We start from the raw sequence: 14,906 nt of genomic DNA, 5'->3' as shown, positions 1-14,906 counted from the left end.
GATCAGCGTGCGACACGCGAATTGATGAAAGACAGGATGTCAGCGGCAGCGACCGCCTGCGGTTCGGCATCGCGACGGTGCTTGTACTCCAGGGTGCCGTCGGCCAGGCCGCGATCGCCGATGACGATGCGATGCGGAATGCCGATCAGCTCCATGTCGGCGAATTTGACGCCCGGACTGGTCTTCTTGTCACGGTCGTCGAGCAGCACCTCGTAACCGGCGGCAGTCAGCTCGGCGTAGAGCTTGTCGGTCGCCTCGCGCACGGCTTCGTTCTCATACTTCATCGGCACGAGAGCGATCTGGAACGGCGCCAGGGCGTCCGGCCAGCGAATGCCGCGATCGTCGTAGTTCTGCTCGATGGCCGCAGCGACGACGCGGGACACGCCGATGCCGTAGCAGCCCATGATCAGCGTGGCCGGCTTGCCGTTCTCGCCCATCACCTGGCAGCTCATGGCCTCGCTGTACTTGGTGCCCAGCTGGAAGATGTGGCCGACCTCGATGCCGCGCTTGATCACTAAGGTGCCGTGGCCATCCGGGCTCGGGTCGCCGGCAACCACGTTGCGCAGGTCGGCGACCTCCGGCAGCGGCAGATCGCGCTCCCAGTTCAGACCGAAGTGGTGCTTGTCGTCGACGTTGGCGCCAGCGCCGAAGTCGCTCATCAGCGCGACCGAACGGTCGATGACGCACGGAATCGGCAGGTTCAGCGGGCCCAGCGAGCCGGGGCCGGCACCGATGGCGGCGCGGATCTCGGCTTCCGAGGCGAATACCAGCGGGCTGGCGACCTGCGCCAGGTTCGCGGCCTTGATCTCGTTGAGTTCGTGATCGCCACGCACGATCAGGGCGATCAGCTGGCCCTTCTCGAGACCATGCACGACCAGTGTCTTGACGGTCTTCTCGATGGCCAGGCCGAACTGCTCGACCAGCTCGGCGATGGTCTTGGCATTCGGCGTGTCGACCAGCCGCAGCTCTTCGGTGGGTGCGGCGCGCTCGCTCTCGCGCGGGATGGCCTCAGCCTTCTCGATGTTGGCGGCGTAGTCGGAGGTGTCGCTGAAGGCGATATCGTCTTCGCCGGATTCGGCCAGCACGTGGAACTCGTGCGAGCCCGTGCCGCCGATGGAGCCGGTATCGGCCTGCACCGGGCGGAAGTTCAGGCCCAGACGGGTGAAGATGTTGCAGTATGCTTGGTGCATACGGTCGTACGTTTCCTGCAGCGATTCCTGGCTCAGGTGGAAGGAGTAGGCGTCCTTCATCAGGAATTCGCGGCCACGCATCAGGCCGAAGCGTGGGCGGATCTCGTCGCGGAACTTGGTCTGGATCTGGAAGAAGTTGATCGGCAGCTGCTTGTAGCTGTTCAGCTCGTTGCGCGCCAGGTCGGTGATGACTTCTTCGTGAGTCGGGCCGACGCAGAACTCGCGCCCATGACGATCCTTGAGGCGCAGCAGCTCGGGGCCGTACTGCTCCCAGCGCCCGGATTCCTGCCACAGCTCGGCTGGCTGGATCGCCGGCATCAGCACTTCCAGGGCTCCGGCCTTGTTCATCTCGTCACGCACGATGGCCTCGGCCTTGCGCAGCGCGCGCAGTCCCATCGGCATCCAGGTGTAGAGCCCAGAAGCCAGCTTGCGGATCATCCCGGCGCGCAGCATCAGCTGGTGACTGATCACCACGGCATCGGATGGGGTTTCTTTGAGGGTCGAGAGCAGGAACTGACTGGTGCGCATGTGGCCGTTATGTCCTTGCAGAGGCTGGAATTTGGCCCGGCATTGTAAGGCGCGCGGGGAGCGGCGTACAGAATGCGGAGAGGCGCTTGACAGGATGACGAAACGACAGAGCCCGGCATGTGCCGGGCTCTGTCTTTGCATCGATACCTCTGGGCGCCTGGGTTACAGGATGCTCAGCGGGTATTCGATGAATGCGCGGATCTCGTTCAGGTCCTCGCTGTAGTAGTTACGCATGTCGCTGTTGGAGCGGTAGATGGAGTTGCGTAGTTTCAGCGACAGATCCTTCGCCGGGCCGCTCTGGACTACGTACTGGACCTGGTTGAAGAACTCGGTTTCCTTGCCTTCGCCGGTGCCGGTATCGACGTTGTCGCCGTAGACATACGCAGTTTTCCAGAACAGCCCCGGAACACCGTAATCGCTGAAGTCCAGCTCGTAGCTGGCTTGCCAGGAGCGCTCGTCCTTGGAGTTGAAGTCGGAATAGTAGGAGTTGGCTACCCAGATAGAGCTGCCGCCATCGCCGATGTCGTACTCGTAGTTGCCGTCGCCGGTCACGCGCTGGTGGGCGAGGATAAAGGCATGCGAGCCAACAGAGTACTTGGCCGACAGGCTCCAGATCGTGGTGTCCTGTGTCTCGCCAAAAGCCCGCTTGTCGTACTTGTTGTCGTAGATGTTGAAGTCGAAGGCAAGCGATTGATCGGCCGTCAGAGGCATTACGTAATTAACGTTAGCGTACTTCTTCTTGGCGATATCTTCGTTGTCGGCGTAGTAGAGCGAGGCGCTCAGGTTGTCGGTGAACGCATAGGTTCCGCCGACAACATCGATGCTCTTGAGCGTCAGGTCGAGGTAGTTGAGCGAATCGCGGCTCGAGGACTGCATTGCACTATCGGCAGTGAAGCGGCCGGCGTTCAGTTCCAGGCCTTCAATCTCGTTACTGGTGATCAGTGTGCCGGTGAAGGACTCGGGCAGCAGACGGGAATCGTCATAGGCGAGAACCGGCAGCGACGGGAACTGGTTGCCGTACTTGATCACGGTATTGGAGAACTGCAGTTTTACCGCGGCGCCAGCCTGGGACAGGTCGCGTTCAGGGTCGCCATTAGAGTCGCGCTCGAACATGGCGCCGTAGGTATGGCCGCGGCCACCGTCCAAACGAACACCAAGAATGCCGTAGGCATCAACACCTACGCCAACGGTGCCTTGGGTGAAACCCGATTCGAAGGTGGTGATGAAGCCTTGCCCCAGGCTCCTGGCATCTGCCCGGTTGTCCTTGTAGTCGCGGTTGAAATAGGTGGTGCGCAGCAGCAGGTCCAGGTTTGCATCCTCGACGAAGCCCTTCGCTTCCGACTGCTGGCTGGCCAGCGCCATTTGGGATGTGCCCGCCGCAACGGCAAGGGCGATTACGCTCCACTTCATCACTTTCATCGTGATTTGCTCCATTGGTTCAAAACGGTGCTTGCTCTCGTGTCGACGCACGCAGAGATCGCTTCTTGTTATCCGAATCTGGCCCGATTTCGGCGTATTACGCTTCTTAGTATCGAGCCATTCGCAGAATGTACTGTTTAGCTGCGTCGATAGGCTAGAGCAAGTTTGCCAAGCCTGCTTTCGGCTTACGTGCAAGACTCGACCAATCGCTGTCTAGCAAGAAGCGTACTCAAGTCGTGTCGGCTCGGCGCTGCACGCGCGCGCACCAAGCCGAGCGGCAGCATGTGCTGCATGGTGGGGCATGCTCGCTTGCCTCTGCTCCGTGAAGGCGCGGATCCGCGCGCAAGGGTATTCTTGGCGCCAGCGTGGGTTCGACCGCGCCTGACCTTGTCATACAGGAGCGCCGTTATGTTCATTCTCGATTCGCGTCTGGAGCAGGACACATTGCCGATTGGCGACTTTCCGTTGTGTCGGCTACTGCTGATGAACGATGCACAGTACCCGTGGTTCATCCTGGTGCCGCGGCGCGAGGCGGTCAGCGAGCTGTTTCAGCTGGACGCAGCGGATCAGCAGCAGTTGTGGCGTGAAACCACCGCGTTTGCAGAAATCGTCAAGGACAGTTTCGGCGCGGACAAGATGAATGTCGCGACGTTGGGCAACGTCGTCAGCCAGCTGCATATGCACGTCATTGCCCGCTCCCGCGATGATGCGGCGTGGCCGGCGCCGGTGTGGGGGCGGCATCAGCCCAAGCCGTATACGCAGGATCAGGCGGCGGCGATCAGGGCCCGCCTCAAGACTGTGTTGACCGATCAGTTTCGCTTCGGAGAGTGAGTTATGAACGTGGAATCGCGAATCGCCGATCTGGAGGCGCGACTGGCATTTCAGGACGATACGATCCAGACGTTGAACGATGTGCTGGTCGAGCAGCGGCGTCTGGTTGATCGAATGCAGCTGCAGTTGCAGGCATTGGCCAGGCGGCTGGAAGAAATGCAGAGCAGCATCGGGGGCGAGGAAGACGAGGCGCCGCCACCGCATTACTGACCGGTGGAGCGCAAGAGGCCGGCAGGGCCTGCGCCTGCCGGCATCGCACTTACAACGTGACCACGTCCTCGGCCTGTAGGCCCTTGTCACGCAACATGATGGTGAATTCGACGCGCTGTCCTTCGGTCAGCACGCGATGGCCCTCGCCGCGAATCGCGCGGAAATGCACGAACACGTCGTCGCCGCTATCGCGGGAAATGAAGCCGAAACCTTTGGACGTGTTGAACCACTTCACCGTACCGGTTTCCCGGCCGGCGCCGCTGACGCTGGCGGCGGGTGCGCGCTGCTGCCGCGGGCGTTCGCGCTGCGGCTGGCGCTGGGTGCGAGTAGCCGCCAGGTGCAGGAGCACGGCGACGAATACCAGCAGCAGGCTGGCGAGCGTGGCCGGTTGGCCGGCGATCTGCTCCAGCGGCAGTAGCAGGATGAGAGCCTGGGCTGCGGCGGCCAGCACCAGCAGCACTGATACGCCGAGCAGAACGGGACGGGCGCGCGGATCGGTGTTCGCGGTAATCGACGGAATGAACTGGATATTCAGCAGGCCGATCATCAGCAGGCAGAGTGCGGCTGGTTGCAGGAGAAGCGGCAGATCGCCGCGCAGGCTGGGTACGAATGACAGCAGTAAGGCGAGGACGCCGGTTAATACATGGACGATCTTGAGCATTCTTATGACTCGTAGTGGATACACGACAGGAAAAGGCGGCGGCAGGCGAGTGCCTGGGGAATGAGCTAGCAGACGTGCAGATGCCTGACTGGCGAAGAGACTCGGCGCCGCAGCGCGGCCGTATTTAACAGCAAAGGCCGGTGGCGCTCAAATGAGCCTTGGCCGGGCGCACACTGACGGTGCGCCCGGGGGAGGGAGCCTGCAGCCGAGGCGGGTGGCATGGCGACCGCCTCGGCGAGGATGACTCAGGCTGCCAGCAGGCTGCGCAGCATCCAGGCGGTCTTTTCGTGGATCTGCATGCGCTGGGTCAACAGGTCGGCAGTCGGCTCGTCGCTGACCTTATCCAGCAGCGGGAAGATGCCACGTGCGGTGCGCACGACCGCTTCCTGGCCTTCGACCAGCAGCTTGATCATCTGCTCGGCAGATGGCACGCCTTCGTCTTCCTTGATCGACGACAGGCGCGCATAGGCAGCGTAGGTTCCCGGCGCCGGGAAGCCGAGAGCGCGGATACGCTCGGCGATCTCATCCACGGCGAGCGCCAGTTCGGTGTACTGAGTCTCGAACATGGTATGCAGCGTGTTGAACATCGGCCCGGTGACGTTCCAGTGGAAGTTGTGGGTCTTCAAGTACAGCGTATAGGTGTCGGCGAGCAGACGAGACAGCCCTTCTGCGATGGCGGCACGGTCCTGTTCGGCGATGCCGATATCGATTTCCATGGTTGTTCTCCTTGGTGGGGGATCCGGTTGCAGTTATGCCAGAAAAACCGCGGCTTTTGTTGCTGATGTGGCGTCGCGGCAGGCCACCTGGCTTTGGAAGGGGCTTCTCGTCGTGGGTTCCCTGCGAGCGAATGCGCAGGCTTGGCTGCCGGGCGACGGCTGCGTCGTGACGATTATGCGGATATAATCCCGCGCTTGTGCCCGGCGGCTCGATAGCCAGGAAGCGGCGCCCGGCAATCGTGCGCCGGCACCGCGGCTCCAGCGACCTAACGAATCAAAGATACGAGAAGCGAACACCACCATGATGCGCAGCCACTATTGCGGCCAACTCAATGAAAGCCTGGATGGCCAGGAAATCACTCTCTGCGGCTGGGTACATCGCCGTCGCGACCATGGCGGGGTGATCTTCCTCGACATTCGTGATCGTGAAGGTCTCGCCCAGGTGGTATTCGATCCGGATCGCGCGGAAACCTTCGCCGTCGCCGACCGCGTGCGCAGCGAGTTCGTTGTATGCATTCGCGGCAAGGTGCGTCTGCGTCCGGCCGGTGCGGTTAACCCGAACATCGCCTCCGGCGCCATCGAGGTGCTGGGCTACGAGCTGGACGTGCTGAACGAGGCGGAAACCCCGCCGTTCCCACTCAACGAATACAGCGACGTGGGTGAGGAAACTCGTCTGCGCTATCGTTTCATCGATCTGCGTCGCCCGGAGATGGCCGAGAAGCTCAAGCTGCGCTCGCGCATCACCGCCAGCATCCGTCGCTACCTGGACGAGAACGGCTTCCTCGACGTCGAGACGCCGATCCTCGGTCGCCCGACTCCCGAGGGTGCGCGCGACTACCTCGTGCCGAGCCGCACCCACGCCGGTAACTTCTTCGCCCTGCCGCAATCGCCGCAGCTGTTCAAGCAGCTGCTGATGGTGGCGGGCTTCGACCGCTACTACCAGATCGCCAAATGCTTCCGTGACGAAGACCTGCGCGCCGACCGCCAGCCGGAATTCACTCAGATCGACATCGAGACCAGCTTCCTCGAGGAGGCGGACATCATTGCCATCACCGAGGGCATGATCCGCAAGCTGTTCAAGGAAGTACTGGACCTGGAGTTCGGCGAATTCCCGCACATGCCGTTCGAGGAAGCCATGCGCCGCTATGGCTCGGACAAGCCCGACCTGCGCATCCCGCTGGAACTGGTGGACGTTGCTGATCAGCTCAATGCCGTCGAGTTCAAGGTCTTCTCCGGCCCGGCCAACGATCCGAAGGGTCGCGTCGCTGCGCTGCGCGTTCCGGGCGCGGCGAGCATGCCGCGCAGCCAGATCGACGATTACACCAAGTTCGTCGGCATCTACGGCGCCAAGGGCCTGGCCTACATCAAGGTCAACGAGCGTGCCAAGGGTGTCGAGGGCCTGCAGTCGCCGATCGTCAAGTTCATCCCCGAAGACAACCTCAACGTCATTCTCGACCGCGTCGGTGCGCAGGATGGCGACATCGTCTTCTTCGGCGCCGACAAGGCGAAAATCGTCTCCGAAGCGCTGGGTGCACTGCGCATCAAGGTCGGCCATGACCTCAAGCTGCTGACCTGCGAGTGGGCACCGCTGTGGGTCGTGGACTTCCCGATGTTCGAGGAGAACGACGACGGCTCGCTGTCGGCGCTGCACCACCCGTTCACTGCGCCCAAGTGCACCCCCGAGGAGCTGGAGGCCAATCCGGGCGCCGCGCTGTCGCGCGCCTACGACATGGTGCTCAACGGCACCGAGCTGGGTGGCGGCTCCATCCGTATTCACCGCAAGGAAATGCAGCAGGCGGTATTCCGCATCCTCGGCATCGACGAGGCCGAGCAGGAAGAGAAGTTCGGCTTCCTGCTCGACGCACTGAAGTTCGGCGCGCCGCCGCATGGCGGTCTGGCCTTCGGCCTGGACCGGCTGGTGATGCTGATGACCGGTGCGCAGTCGATCCGCGAAGTGATCGCGTTCCCGAAAACCCAGAGCGCTGCGGACGTGATGACCCAAGCGCCGGGTGCGGTGGACAACAAGGCGCTGCGCGACCTGCACATCCGCCTGCGCGAGCAGCCCAAGGCGGAATAAGCACCATCGGAAGCCTGGTTTTGCCAGGCTTCTTCGTCTTGGCAGTAGCGGTTTGCCAGGCGATTCGGCGAAGCCCGCCCGCGGGTTGGGTTTCGGAACTACTGATCCAGTTGAAGAAATGGAGTGAGTTATGGCTGGTCATTCCAAATGGGCCAACATCAAGCACCGCAAGGAGCGTCAGGACGCCAAGCGGGGCAAGATCTTCACCAAGCTGATCCGCGAACTGACCGTGGCGGCCAAACACGGCGGTGGCGTACCCGCGGACAACCCGCGCCTGCGCCTGGCGGTGGACAAGGCGCTGACCGCCAACATGTCGCGCGACGTGATTGACCGCGCCATCGCCCGTGGTGCCGGCTCCAACGAAGCCGACAACATGACCGAGCTGACTTATGAGGGCTACGCACCCAGCGGCGTGGCCATCATCATCGAGGCCATGACCGACAACCGTAACCGTACTGCGGCCGAGGTGCGCCACGCCTTCAGCAAGAATGGCGGCAACCTTGGCACCGATGGTTCCGTGGCCTACATGTTCGATCGCAAGGGGCAGATCAGCTACGCGCCGGGTGTCGACGAGGACGCGCTGATGGAAGCGGCGCTGGAAGCGGGCGCCGATGACGTGGTCAGCCAGGAGGACGGCTCGGTGGAAATCTACACCAGCTTCGCCGACTTCCTTTCGGTCAACGAGGCGCTGACTCAGGCCGGCTTCAAGGGTGATGAGGCTGAAGTCGCGATGATCCCCTCGATCACCGCTCCGATCGCCGATGTCGAGACCGCGCAGAAGGTGCTGCGTCTGATCGATGCGCTGGAGGATCTGGACGACGTGCAGAACGTCTACCACAACGCCGAGATCGCGGACGAGATCATGGAACAGCTCGGCTGACGGCATCGGATCGAGGAAGGCCGGAAGACGCCCAGCGGCGCTTCCGGCTTTTTTATGCGCGTCAGTCTGACGAAATCGCCGGGCCTGAATCGGCTCGGCGGTGGCGCGCCGGGAGGCGCAGCCGTATACTCGGGCACTGGATAAATAGACAGCGCGACCACGGCCATGACGCTGATTTTGGGAATCGACCCCGGCTCGCGAATTACCGGCTACGGGGTGGTGCGTGACACCGGGCGCGGCTGCGAATATGTGGCTTCGGGCTGCATTCGCACCGGCAGCGGCGAGCTGGCCGAGCGTCTGCGAGCGGTATTCGGTGGTGTTAGCGAGGTGATCCGGACCTACGGCCCGGTGACGATGGGCATCGAGCAGGTGTTCATGGCGCGCAACGCCGATTCGGCGCTCAAGCTCGGCCAGGCACGCGGTGCGGCAATCGTCGCCGGTGCCGAGGCCGGCCTGCAGATCGCGGAGTACACAGCGACCCAGGTCAAGCAGGCAATTGTCGGAACCGGTGGGGCGGACAAGCAGCAAGTCCAGATGATGGTCATGCACTTGCTCAAGCTGCTGGAAAAGCCGCAGATCGATGCGTCCGATGCGTTGGCCATCGCGCTGTGCCATGCGCATCATCGGCAGAGCCTGATTCCGCACGGTTTGAGCGGCGCCAAGCGCCGGGGCGGACGTTTGCGCTTGTAGTCCCGCTTGGGGCGGTAGAACAGTTTTGGCAGTCGCCGGGCGAGACCGGCGATGTTGGAGGAAGCGGAATCGTGATCGGACGTTTGCGTGGCACCCTGGCGGAAAAGCAACCGCCTCATCTGCTTCTCGATGCGAACGGCGTCGGCTATGAGGTCGAGGTGCCGATGACCACGCTCTATCGCCTGCCCGGCGTTGGCGAAAGCGTCACGCTGCACACCCATCTGGTGGTGCGCGAAGACGCCCAGTTGCTCTACGGTTTCTTCGAGAAGCGTGAGCGCGAGCTGTTCCGCGAACTGATTCGCCTCAACGGCGTAGGGCCGAAGCTGGCGCTGGCGCTGATGTCGGGGATGGAGGTGGACGAGCTGGTGCGTTGCGTGCAAGCGCAGGACACATCGACCCTGGTGAAAATACCGGGGGTCGGGAAGAAGACCGCCGAGCGCCTGCTGGTCGAACTCAAGGATCGCTTCAAGGCCTGGGAAACCATGCCCTCGATTGCCACGCTGGTGGTTGAACCTCGCGGCGCCGGGGCAGTCACAAGCGCCGAGAACGATGCGGTCAGCGCCCTTATTTCGTTGGGGTTCAAGCCGCAGGAAGCCAGTCGGGCAGTCGGCGCCATACAGGAAGACGGTTTGAGCAGTGAAGAATTGATTCGCCGTGCCCTCAAGGGCATGGTGTAACGCCATGATCGAAGCCGACCGCCTGATCACCGCCAGCAGTCGTGACCGCGACGAGCAGCTGGACCGCGCCATCCGCCCGTTACGGCTTGCCGAATATATCGGCCAGCCGGTGGTGCGCGAGCAGATGGACCTGTTCATCCGCGCCGCCAAGGGTCGCGGCGAGGCGCTGGATCACACCCTGATCTTCGGCCCGCCCGGCCTCGGCAAGACCACCCTGGCGAACATCATCGCCGAGGAGATGGGTGTCTCGATCAAGAGCACGTCCGGCCCGGTCCTCGAGCGCCCGGGCGATCTCGCCGCGTTACTGACCAATCTGGAAGCGGGCGATGTGCTGTTCGTCGATGAGATCCATCGTCTATCTCCGATCGTCGAGGAGGTGCTGTATCCGGCGATGGAGGATTTCCAGCTCGACATCATGATCGGCGAAGGCCCGGCGGCGCGCTCGATCAAGCTCGATCTGCCACCCTTCACCTTGGTTGGCGCGACGACCCGTGCCGGCATGCTGACCAATCCGCTGCGCGATCGCTTCGGCATCGTGCAGCGCCTGGAGTTCTATTCGACCGAGGATTTGGCGACCATTGTCAGTCGTTCGGCAGGCATCCTCGGGTTGCCGACCGAGGCGGCAGGCGCCTTCGAGATTGCCCGCCGCGCGCGTGGTACCCCGCGCATCGCCAACCGCCTACTGCGCCGTGTCCGCGATTTCGCGGAAGTGCGCGGGCGTGGTGAGATCACCCGCGAGATCGCCGACCTGGCGTTGAATATGCTGGATGTCGACGAGCGGGGCTTCGATCATCAGGATCGCCGCCTGCTGCTGGCGCTGATCGAGAAGTTCGATGGCGGGCCGGTGGGCGTCGACAGCCTGGCCGCCGCCATCAGTGAAGAGCGCCATACCATCGAGGATGTGCTCGAGCCCTACCTGATCCAGCAAGGATACATTATGCGTACGCCACGTGGGCGCGTGGTCACGCGGCACGCCTATCTGCACTTCGGCCTGAATCTGCCGCGGCGTCTGGCCGAATCGCCCACGCCGGATCTGTTCAGCGGCGACACGGATTGATGAAAATATTATTTACCCACCCAATTGGCATTTTTCAGGCCGGGCACTAGTATGCGCGCGCGAATCAACGCTGAGCCGTTCGTCCATCGCTGTCGGGTCTATTACGAGGATACCGACGCGGGCGGCATCGTCTACTACGTCAACTACCTCAAGTTCATGGAACGGGCTCGTACCGAACGCCTGCGCGACCTGGGTTTCGACCAGTCGCAGCTCGTCGGGGAAGACCTGCTGTTCGTTGTGCATTCGTGCGAGGCGCGTTATCACGCCCCGGCGCGACTGGACGACGAGCTGCTGGTGAGTGCCGAGGTGGTTGAAATGAAGCGCGCCAGTCTGCGTTTCAATCAGCAGGTCAAGCGTGCCGCGGATGGGCGATTGCTGTGTGAAGGTCAGGTCCTGGTGGCCTGCGTGCGTGCCGAAAGTCTGAAACCCCGAGTCATTCCCGAAGCGCTGCGCGCAGCCTTCGCCGACTCGGGTCTATCCCCTGCAGGAGAGTAAGCGTGGAAGCCAACGTCGATCATATGTCCATGTGGAGCCTGATCAGCAATGCCAGCTTCGTGGTGCAGCTGGTCATGCTGATCCTTGTGGGGGCCTCGGTCACCTCATGGATCATGATTTTCCAGCGTGGCAATCTGCTGCGTGCCGCCAAGCGTTCGCTGGATGCCTTCGAGGAGCGCTTCTGGTCGGGCATCGATCTGTCCAAGCTGTACCGCCAGGCCGGTAGCAATCCCGATCCGGATTCCGGGGTCGAGCAGATCTTCCGCGCAGGTTTCAAGGAGTTTTCCCGGCTGCGCCAGCAGCAGGGCGTTGACCCCGATGCGGTGATGGATGGCGTGAACCGTGCGATGCGCGTGGCCATTTCCCGTGAGGAAGAAAAACTCGAGCAGAGCCTGCCATTTCTCGCCACCGTCGGTTCGACCAGTCCCTATATCGGCCTGTTCGGTACCGTGTGGGGCATCATGAATTCCTTCCGTGGCCTGGCCCAGGTGCAGCAGGCCACCCTGGCGACTGTTGCCCCGGGCATCGCCGAGGCGCTGATTGCCACCGCTATCGGCCTGTTCGCCGCAATTCCGGCGGTTATCGCCTATAACCGTTTCTCCGCTCGCGGCGAGATGCTGATCGGGCGCTACTACACCTTCGCCGACGAGTTCCAGGCGATTCTGCATCGCAAAGTTCACACCACCGAAGATTGAGGCCTCACGTAATGGCCAGAATTCGCAACAGACGCAAGCCCGTCGCCGAGATGAACGTGGTGCCCTACATCGACGTGATGCTGGTGCTGCTGGTGATCTTCATGGTGACCGCGCCCATGCTCAACCAGGGCGTGAAGGTCGATCTGCCCAAGGTCAGCAGCGAGGCGCTGCCGCAGGACAACAACGCCCAGGTGCTGACCATCTCGATCAAGGCCGACAAGACCTATTACTGGAACATGGGCAGCGAGGTGGACACCGATACCGTGCAGGATCGTGCGCTGACGCTCGATGAGATGACCAGGGCGGTCACGGCGATCATGAATCAGAATCGCAGCCAGGGTAAGCAGGTGCAGGTATTCGTGCGCGGTGACAAGGCGGTCGATTACGGCTCGGTCATGGCCGCGATGGGTGGGTTGCAGGAAGCAGGCGTGGGCAACGTCGGCCTGATCACCGAGGCGCCCTGATGCAGCACGCTGAACGCTCTCCTGCGGAAAGCTACTTCTGGCCCGTCGTTCTGGCGGTTGGTCTGCATGTCATCATCTTCGGCCTGCTTTTCGTCAGCTTCGCCATGACGCCCGATTTGCCGCCGTCCAAGCCCATCGTTCAGGCCACGCTGTATCAGCTGAAGTCGCAAAGTCAGGCCACGACCCAGACTAATCAAAAGATCGCTGGCGAAGCCAAGAAGACTGCTGCCAAGCAATACGAGACCGAGCAGATGGAACAGCGCAAGGTCGAGCAGCAGAAGCAGGCAGCGGCCAAGGCTGCGGAACAAAAGAAGGCCGAGCAGGCTCGAAAGGCCGAAGCGGAGAAAGCGGCCGCTGCGAAGAAGACTGCTGAAGCGAAGAAGGCCGAGGAAGCCAAGAAGGTCGAACAGCAGAAACAGGCCGATATCGCAAAGAAAAAGGCCGCCGAAGAAGCGAAGAAGAAAGCGGCTGAAGAGGCCAAGAAGAAGGCTGCCGAGGAAGCGAAGAAAAAGGCGGCGGCTGAGCAGGCGAAGAAGAAAGCGGCTGAAGACGCCAAGAAAAAGGCGGCAGCCGAAGCGGCGAAGAAGAAGGCTGCGGCAGAGGCTGCGCGTAAAGCGGCCGAGGATAAGAAGGCGCAGGCATTGGCCGAGCTGCTATCGGACACAACCGAGCGCCAGCAGGCGCTGGCTGACAGTCAGGGTGATCAGGTGGCGGGCAACTTCGATGACCTGATTCGTCTGCGCGCCGCCGAGGGCTGGACGCGTCCGCCTTCGGCCCGCAACAACATGTCGGTGCAGTTGCAGGTGAACATGTTGCCTGATGGCACCATCACCGGGGTCAGCGTGGCGAGGTCGAGCGGCGATGTGCCATTCGACAACTCCGCGGTTGCTGCGGTGAGGAATATTGGTCGGTTGACGGAGATGCAAGGGCTCAGTCCGCAGGATTTCCAACCCTACCGATCGTTCAAAATGACGTTCACGCCAGAGGATCTAGCGTTGTGATCAATTCCCTTCGAGGTATTCTCGTCCTTCTCTGCTGCCTGCTGGGAACGGCGGTAGCGCAGGAGAAGAACATCGTCGTCACCAGCGGTACCGATCGCGCCATCCCGGTGGCGGTGGTGCCGTTCGGCTGGCAAGGCGGCACCGTATTGCCCGAGGACATGGCCGATATCATCGGCAATGACTTGCGCAATTCCGGTATTTTTCAGCCGATCCCGCGGCAGAACATGATCAGCATGCCTACCCGCGGCAGCGAGATTATCTACCGTGACTGGAAGGCACTGGGCGCCCAGTATGTCGTGGTGGGGAGTATCCAGCCGTCCGGTGGGCGTCTGCAGGTGCAGTTCGGTGTGTTCAACGTGACCACCGAACAGCAGGTCATGACCGGCAGTGTCGGTGGTTCTCCCGATCAGCTGCGCGACATGGCGCACTACGTCTCCGACCAGGCGTTCGAGAAACTCACCGGCATCAAGGGTGCCTTTTCCACTCGTTTGCTGTACGTGACGGCGGAGCGCCTCGGTGGCGCAAACACCCGCTACACCCTGCAGCGCTCCGACTATGATGGCGCGCGCGCAGTGACGCTGCTGCAGTCGCGCGAACCGATCCTGTCGCCGCGCTACTCACCGGACGGTCGGCGCATCGCCTACGTTTCGTTCGAGCAGAAGCGGCCGCGCATCTTCATCCAGCACATCGACACCGGTCGGCGCGAGCAAGTCACCGGTTTCGAGGGGCTGAACGGTGCGCCGGCATTCTCGCCGGATGGCAATCGCCTGGCATTCGTGCTGTCCAAGGACGGCAATCCGGAAATCTATGTGATGGATCTGGGCTCGCGGCAGCTGCAGCGGCTGACCAATCACTATTCCATCGACACCGAGCCGTTCTGGGGTGCCGATGGCCAGACCATCTATTTCACCTCCGACCGCGCCGGCAAGCCGCAGATCTACAAGCAGCGACTGGGCAGCGGTGCGGCCGAGCGGGTTACCTTCGTCGGCAACTACAACGCCAACCCGAAACTGTCGGCTGACGAAAAGACGCTGGTCATGATTCATCGGCAGGATGGCTATACCAACTTCAAGGTTGCCGCTCAGGACCTTCAGCGGGGCAGTCTGCGCCTGCTCTCGGAGACCACTCTGGACGAATCGCCCACTGTTGCGCCTAATGGCACCATGCTAATCTACGCAACCCGCCAGCAGGGCCGGGGAGTCCTGATGCTCGTGTCCATCAATGGGCGAGTGAGGCTCCCGCTTCCTACTGCTCAAGGCGAAGTCCGAGAGCCATCCTGGTCCCCTTACCTGAACTGATGCGGTACCAACGCTTT

Annotated in this window: 16 protein-coding genes; 12 read left to right on the top strand and 4 right to left on the bottom strand. The window is 62.2% G+C overall.

Going from position 1 to position 14,906, the window contains the following annotated elements:
- Nucleotides 1-2 precede the first annotated feature (2 nt).
- Entirely contained in the window at nt 3-1,718 is a 1,716-nt protein-coding gene (locus NAV27_RS14455; protein ID WP_008567666.1) for a proline--tRNA ligase, read from the bottom strand.
- A gap of 162 nt (nt 1,719-1,880) precedes the next feature.
- The gene (locus NAV27_RS14450) at nt 1,881-3,137 is read right to left on the bottom strand and encodes an OprD family porin (RefSeq protein ID WP_102828756.1); all 1,257 of its coding nucleotides are present in this window, start codon (nt 3,135-3,137) and stop codon (nt 1,881-1,883) included.
- A gap of 408 nt (nt 3,138-3,545) precedes the next feature.
- Between NAV27_RS14450 and NAV27_RS14445 the strand changes: the two genes are divergently transcribed.
- Together NAV27_RS14445 and NAV27_RS14440 are read left to right on the top strand one after the other, a co-directional pair.
- Nucleotides 3,546-3,968, top strand: coding sequence for an HIT family protein (locus NAV27_RS14445; RefSeq protein ID WP_102828757.1), 423 nt, complete (start codon nt 3,546-3,548; stop codon nt 3,966-3,968).
- 3 nt (nt 3,969-3,971) lie between these two features.
- On the top strand, nt 3,972-4,178 hold the full coding sequence (locus NAV27_RS14440; RefSeq protein ID WP_008567663.1) for a SlyX family protein: 207 nt from the start codon (nt 3,972-3,974) through the stop codon (nt 4,176-4,178).
- Nucleotides 4,179-4,227: 49 nt separating this feature from the next.
- On the opposite strand, the gene NAV27_RS19165 is transcribed toward NAV27_RS14440, so the two are convergent.
- Together NAV27_RS19165 and NAV27_RS14430 are read right to left on the bottom strand one after the other, a co-directional pair.
- On the bottom strand, nt 4,228-4,839 hold the full coding sequence (locus NAV27_RS19165; protein WP_102828758.1) for a cold shock domain-containing protein: 612 nt from the start codon (nt 4,837-4,839) through the stop codon (nt 4,228-4,230).
- 245 nt (nt 4,840-5,084) lie between these two features.
- Complete coding sequence (locus NAV27_RS14430; protein WP_008567659.1) at nt 5,085-5,555, bottom strand: Dps family protein; 471 nt, start codon at nt 5,553-5,555, stop codon at nt 5,085-5,087.
- A gap of 301 nt (nt 5,556-5,856) precedes the next feature.
- On the opposite strand from NAV27_RS14430, the gene aspS reads away from it, so the two are divergent.
- The 10 genes from aspS (at nt 5,857) to tolB (ending at nt 14,889) form a co-directional block, all read left to right on the top strand.
- Entirely contained in the window at nt 5,857-7,632 is a 1,776-nt protein-coding gene (gene aspS, locus NAV27_RS14425; protein ID WP_037019644.1) for an aspartate--tRNA ligase, read from the top strand.
- A gap of 130 nt (nt 7,633-7,762) precedes the next feature.
- Nucleotides 7,763-8,512, top strand: coding sequence for a YebC/PmpR family DNA-binding transcriptional regulator (locus tag NAV27_RS14420; protein WP_003290081.1), 750 nt, complete (start codon nt 7,763-7,765; stop codon nt 8,510-8,512).
- Nucleotides 8,513-8,677: 165 nt separating this feature from the next.
- Nucleotides 8,678-9,202 carry a crossover junction endodeoxyribonuclease RuvC gene (gene ruvC / locus NAV27_RS14415; RefSeq protein ID WP_102828759.1) on the top strand — a complete coding sequence of 175 codons (525 nt, stop codon included), beginning with the start codon at nt 8,678-8,680 and terminating at the stop codon, nt 9,200-9,202.
- Between the two features lie 71 nt (nt 9,203-9,273).
- Complete coding sequence (gene ruvA / locus NAV27_RS14410) at nt 9,274-9,879, top strand: Holliday junction branch migration protein RuvA (RefSeq protein WP_008567655.1); 606 nt, start codon at nt 9,274-9,276, stop codon at nt 9,877-9,879.
- Nucleotides 9,880-9,883: 4 nt separating this feature from the next.
- A complete protein-coding gene (gene ruvB / locus NAV27_RS14405) occupies nt 9,884-10,936 on the top strand; it encodes a Holliday junction branch migration DNA helicase RuvB (RefSeq protein WP_043297584.1) in 1,053 nt (350 codons plus the stop codon).
- A 51-nt stretch (nt 10,937-10,987) separates the two neighbouring features.
- Nucleotides 10,988-11,431 carry a tol-pal system-associated acyl-CoA thioesterase gene (ybgC, locus tag NAV27_RS14400; protein ID WP_008567653.1) on the top strand — a complete coding sequence of 148 codons (444 nt, stop codon included), beginning with the start codon at nt 10,988-10,990 and terminating at the stop codon, nt 11,429-11,431.
- 2 nt (nt 11,432-11,433) lie between these two features.
- Complete coding sequence (tolQ, locus tag NAV27_RS14395) at nt 11,434-12,126, top strand: protein TolQ (RefSeq protein WP_008567652.1); 693 nt, start codon at nt 11,434-11,436, stop codon at nt 12,124-12,126.
- Nucleotides 12,127-12,137: 11 nt separating this feature from the next.
- Complete coding sequence (tolR, locus tag NAV27_RS14390; protein ID WP_003290073.1) at nt 12,138-12,590, top strand: protein TolR; 453 nt, start codon at nt 12,138-12,140, stop codon at nt 12,588-12,590.
- On the top strand, nt 12,590-13,591 hold the full coding sequence (gene tolA, locus NAV27_RS14385; RefSeq protein ID WP_102828760.1) for a cell envelope integrity protein TolA: 1,002 nt from the start codon (nt 12,590-12,592) through the stop codon (nt 13,589-13,591). The genes tolR and tolA overlap by 1 nt, the downstream gene beginning before the upstream one ends.
- Nucleotides 13,588-14,889: a Tol-Pal system beta propeller repeat protein TolB gene (tolB, locus tag NAV27_RS14380; protein ID WP_102828761.1), complete on the top strand. Its 1,302-nt coding sequence runs from the start codon at nt 13,588-13,590 to the stop codon at nt 14,887-14,889. Before tolA ends, tolB begins: the two co-directional genes overlap by 4 nt.
- Nucleotides 14,890-14,906: the final 17 nt, after the last annotated feature.

Origin of the sequence: Stutzerimonas degradans, assembly GCF_024448505.1 — a bacterium.
Classification (GTDB): Bacteria; Pseudomonadota; Gammaproteobacteria; order Pseudomonadales; family Pseudomonadaceae; genus Stutzerimonas; species Stutzerimonas degradans.
This window is presented reverse-complemented; position numbering and strand designations above follow the sequence as displayed.

Coding starts and splice junctions, on each gene's coding strand:
- NAV27_RS14455 (WP_008567666.1), bottom strand. CDS start 1,718: ATGCGCACCAGTCAGTTCCTGCTCTCGACCCTCAAAGAAACCCCATCC.
- NAV27_RS14450 (WP_102828756.1), bottom strand. CDS start 3,137: ATGAAAGTGATGAAGTGGAGCGTAATCGCCCTTGCCGTTGCGGCGGGC.
- NAV27_RS14445 (WP_102828757.1), top strand. CDS start 3,546: ATGTTCATTCTCGATTCGCGTCTGGAGCAGGACACATTGCCGATTGGC.
- NAV27_RS14440 (WP_008567663.1), top strand. CDS start 3,972: ATGAACGTGGAATCGCGAATCGCCGATCTGGAGGCGCGACTGGCATTT.
- NAV27_RS19165 (WP_102828758.1), bottom strand. CDS start 4,839: ATGCTCAAGATCGTCCATGTATTAACCGGCGTCCTCGCCTTACTGCTG.
- NAV27_RS14430 (WP_008567659.1), bottom strand. CDS start 5,555: ATGGAAATCGATATCGGCATCGCCGAACAGGACCGTGCCGCCATCGCA.
- aspS (WP_037019644.1), top strand. CDS start 5,857: ATGATGCGCAGCCACTATTGCGGCCAACTCAATGAAAGCCTGGATGGC.
- NAV27_RS14420 (WP_003290081.1), top strand. CDS start 7,763: ATGGCTGGTCATTCCAAATGGGCCAACATCAAGCACCGCAAGGAGCGT.
- ruvC (WP_102828759.1), top strand. CDS start 8,678: ATGACGCTGATTTTGGGAATCGACCCCGGCTCGCGAATTACCGGCTAC.
- ruvB (WP_043297584.1), top strand. CDS start 9,884: ATGATCGAAGCCGACCGCCTGATCACCGCCAGCAGTCGTGACCGCGAC.
- ybgC (WP_008567653.1), top strand. CDS start 10,988: ATGCGCGCGCGAATCAACGCTGAGCCGTTCGTCCATCGCTGTCGGGTC.
- tolR (WP_003290073.1), top strand. CDS start 12,138: ATGGCCAGAATTCGCAACAGACGCAAGCCCGTCGCCGAGATGAACGTG.
- tolA (WP_102828760.1), top strand. CDS start 12,590: ATGCAGCACGCTGAACGCTCTCCTGCGGAAAGCTACTTCTGGCCCGTC.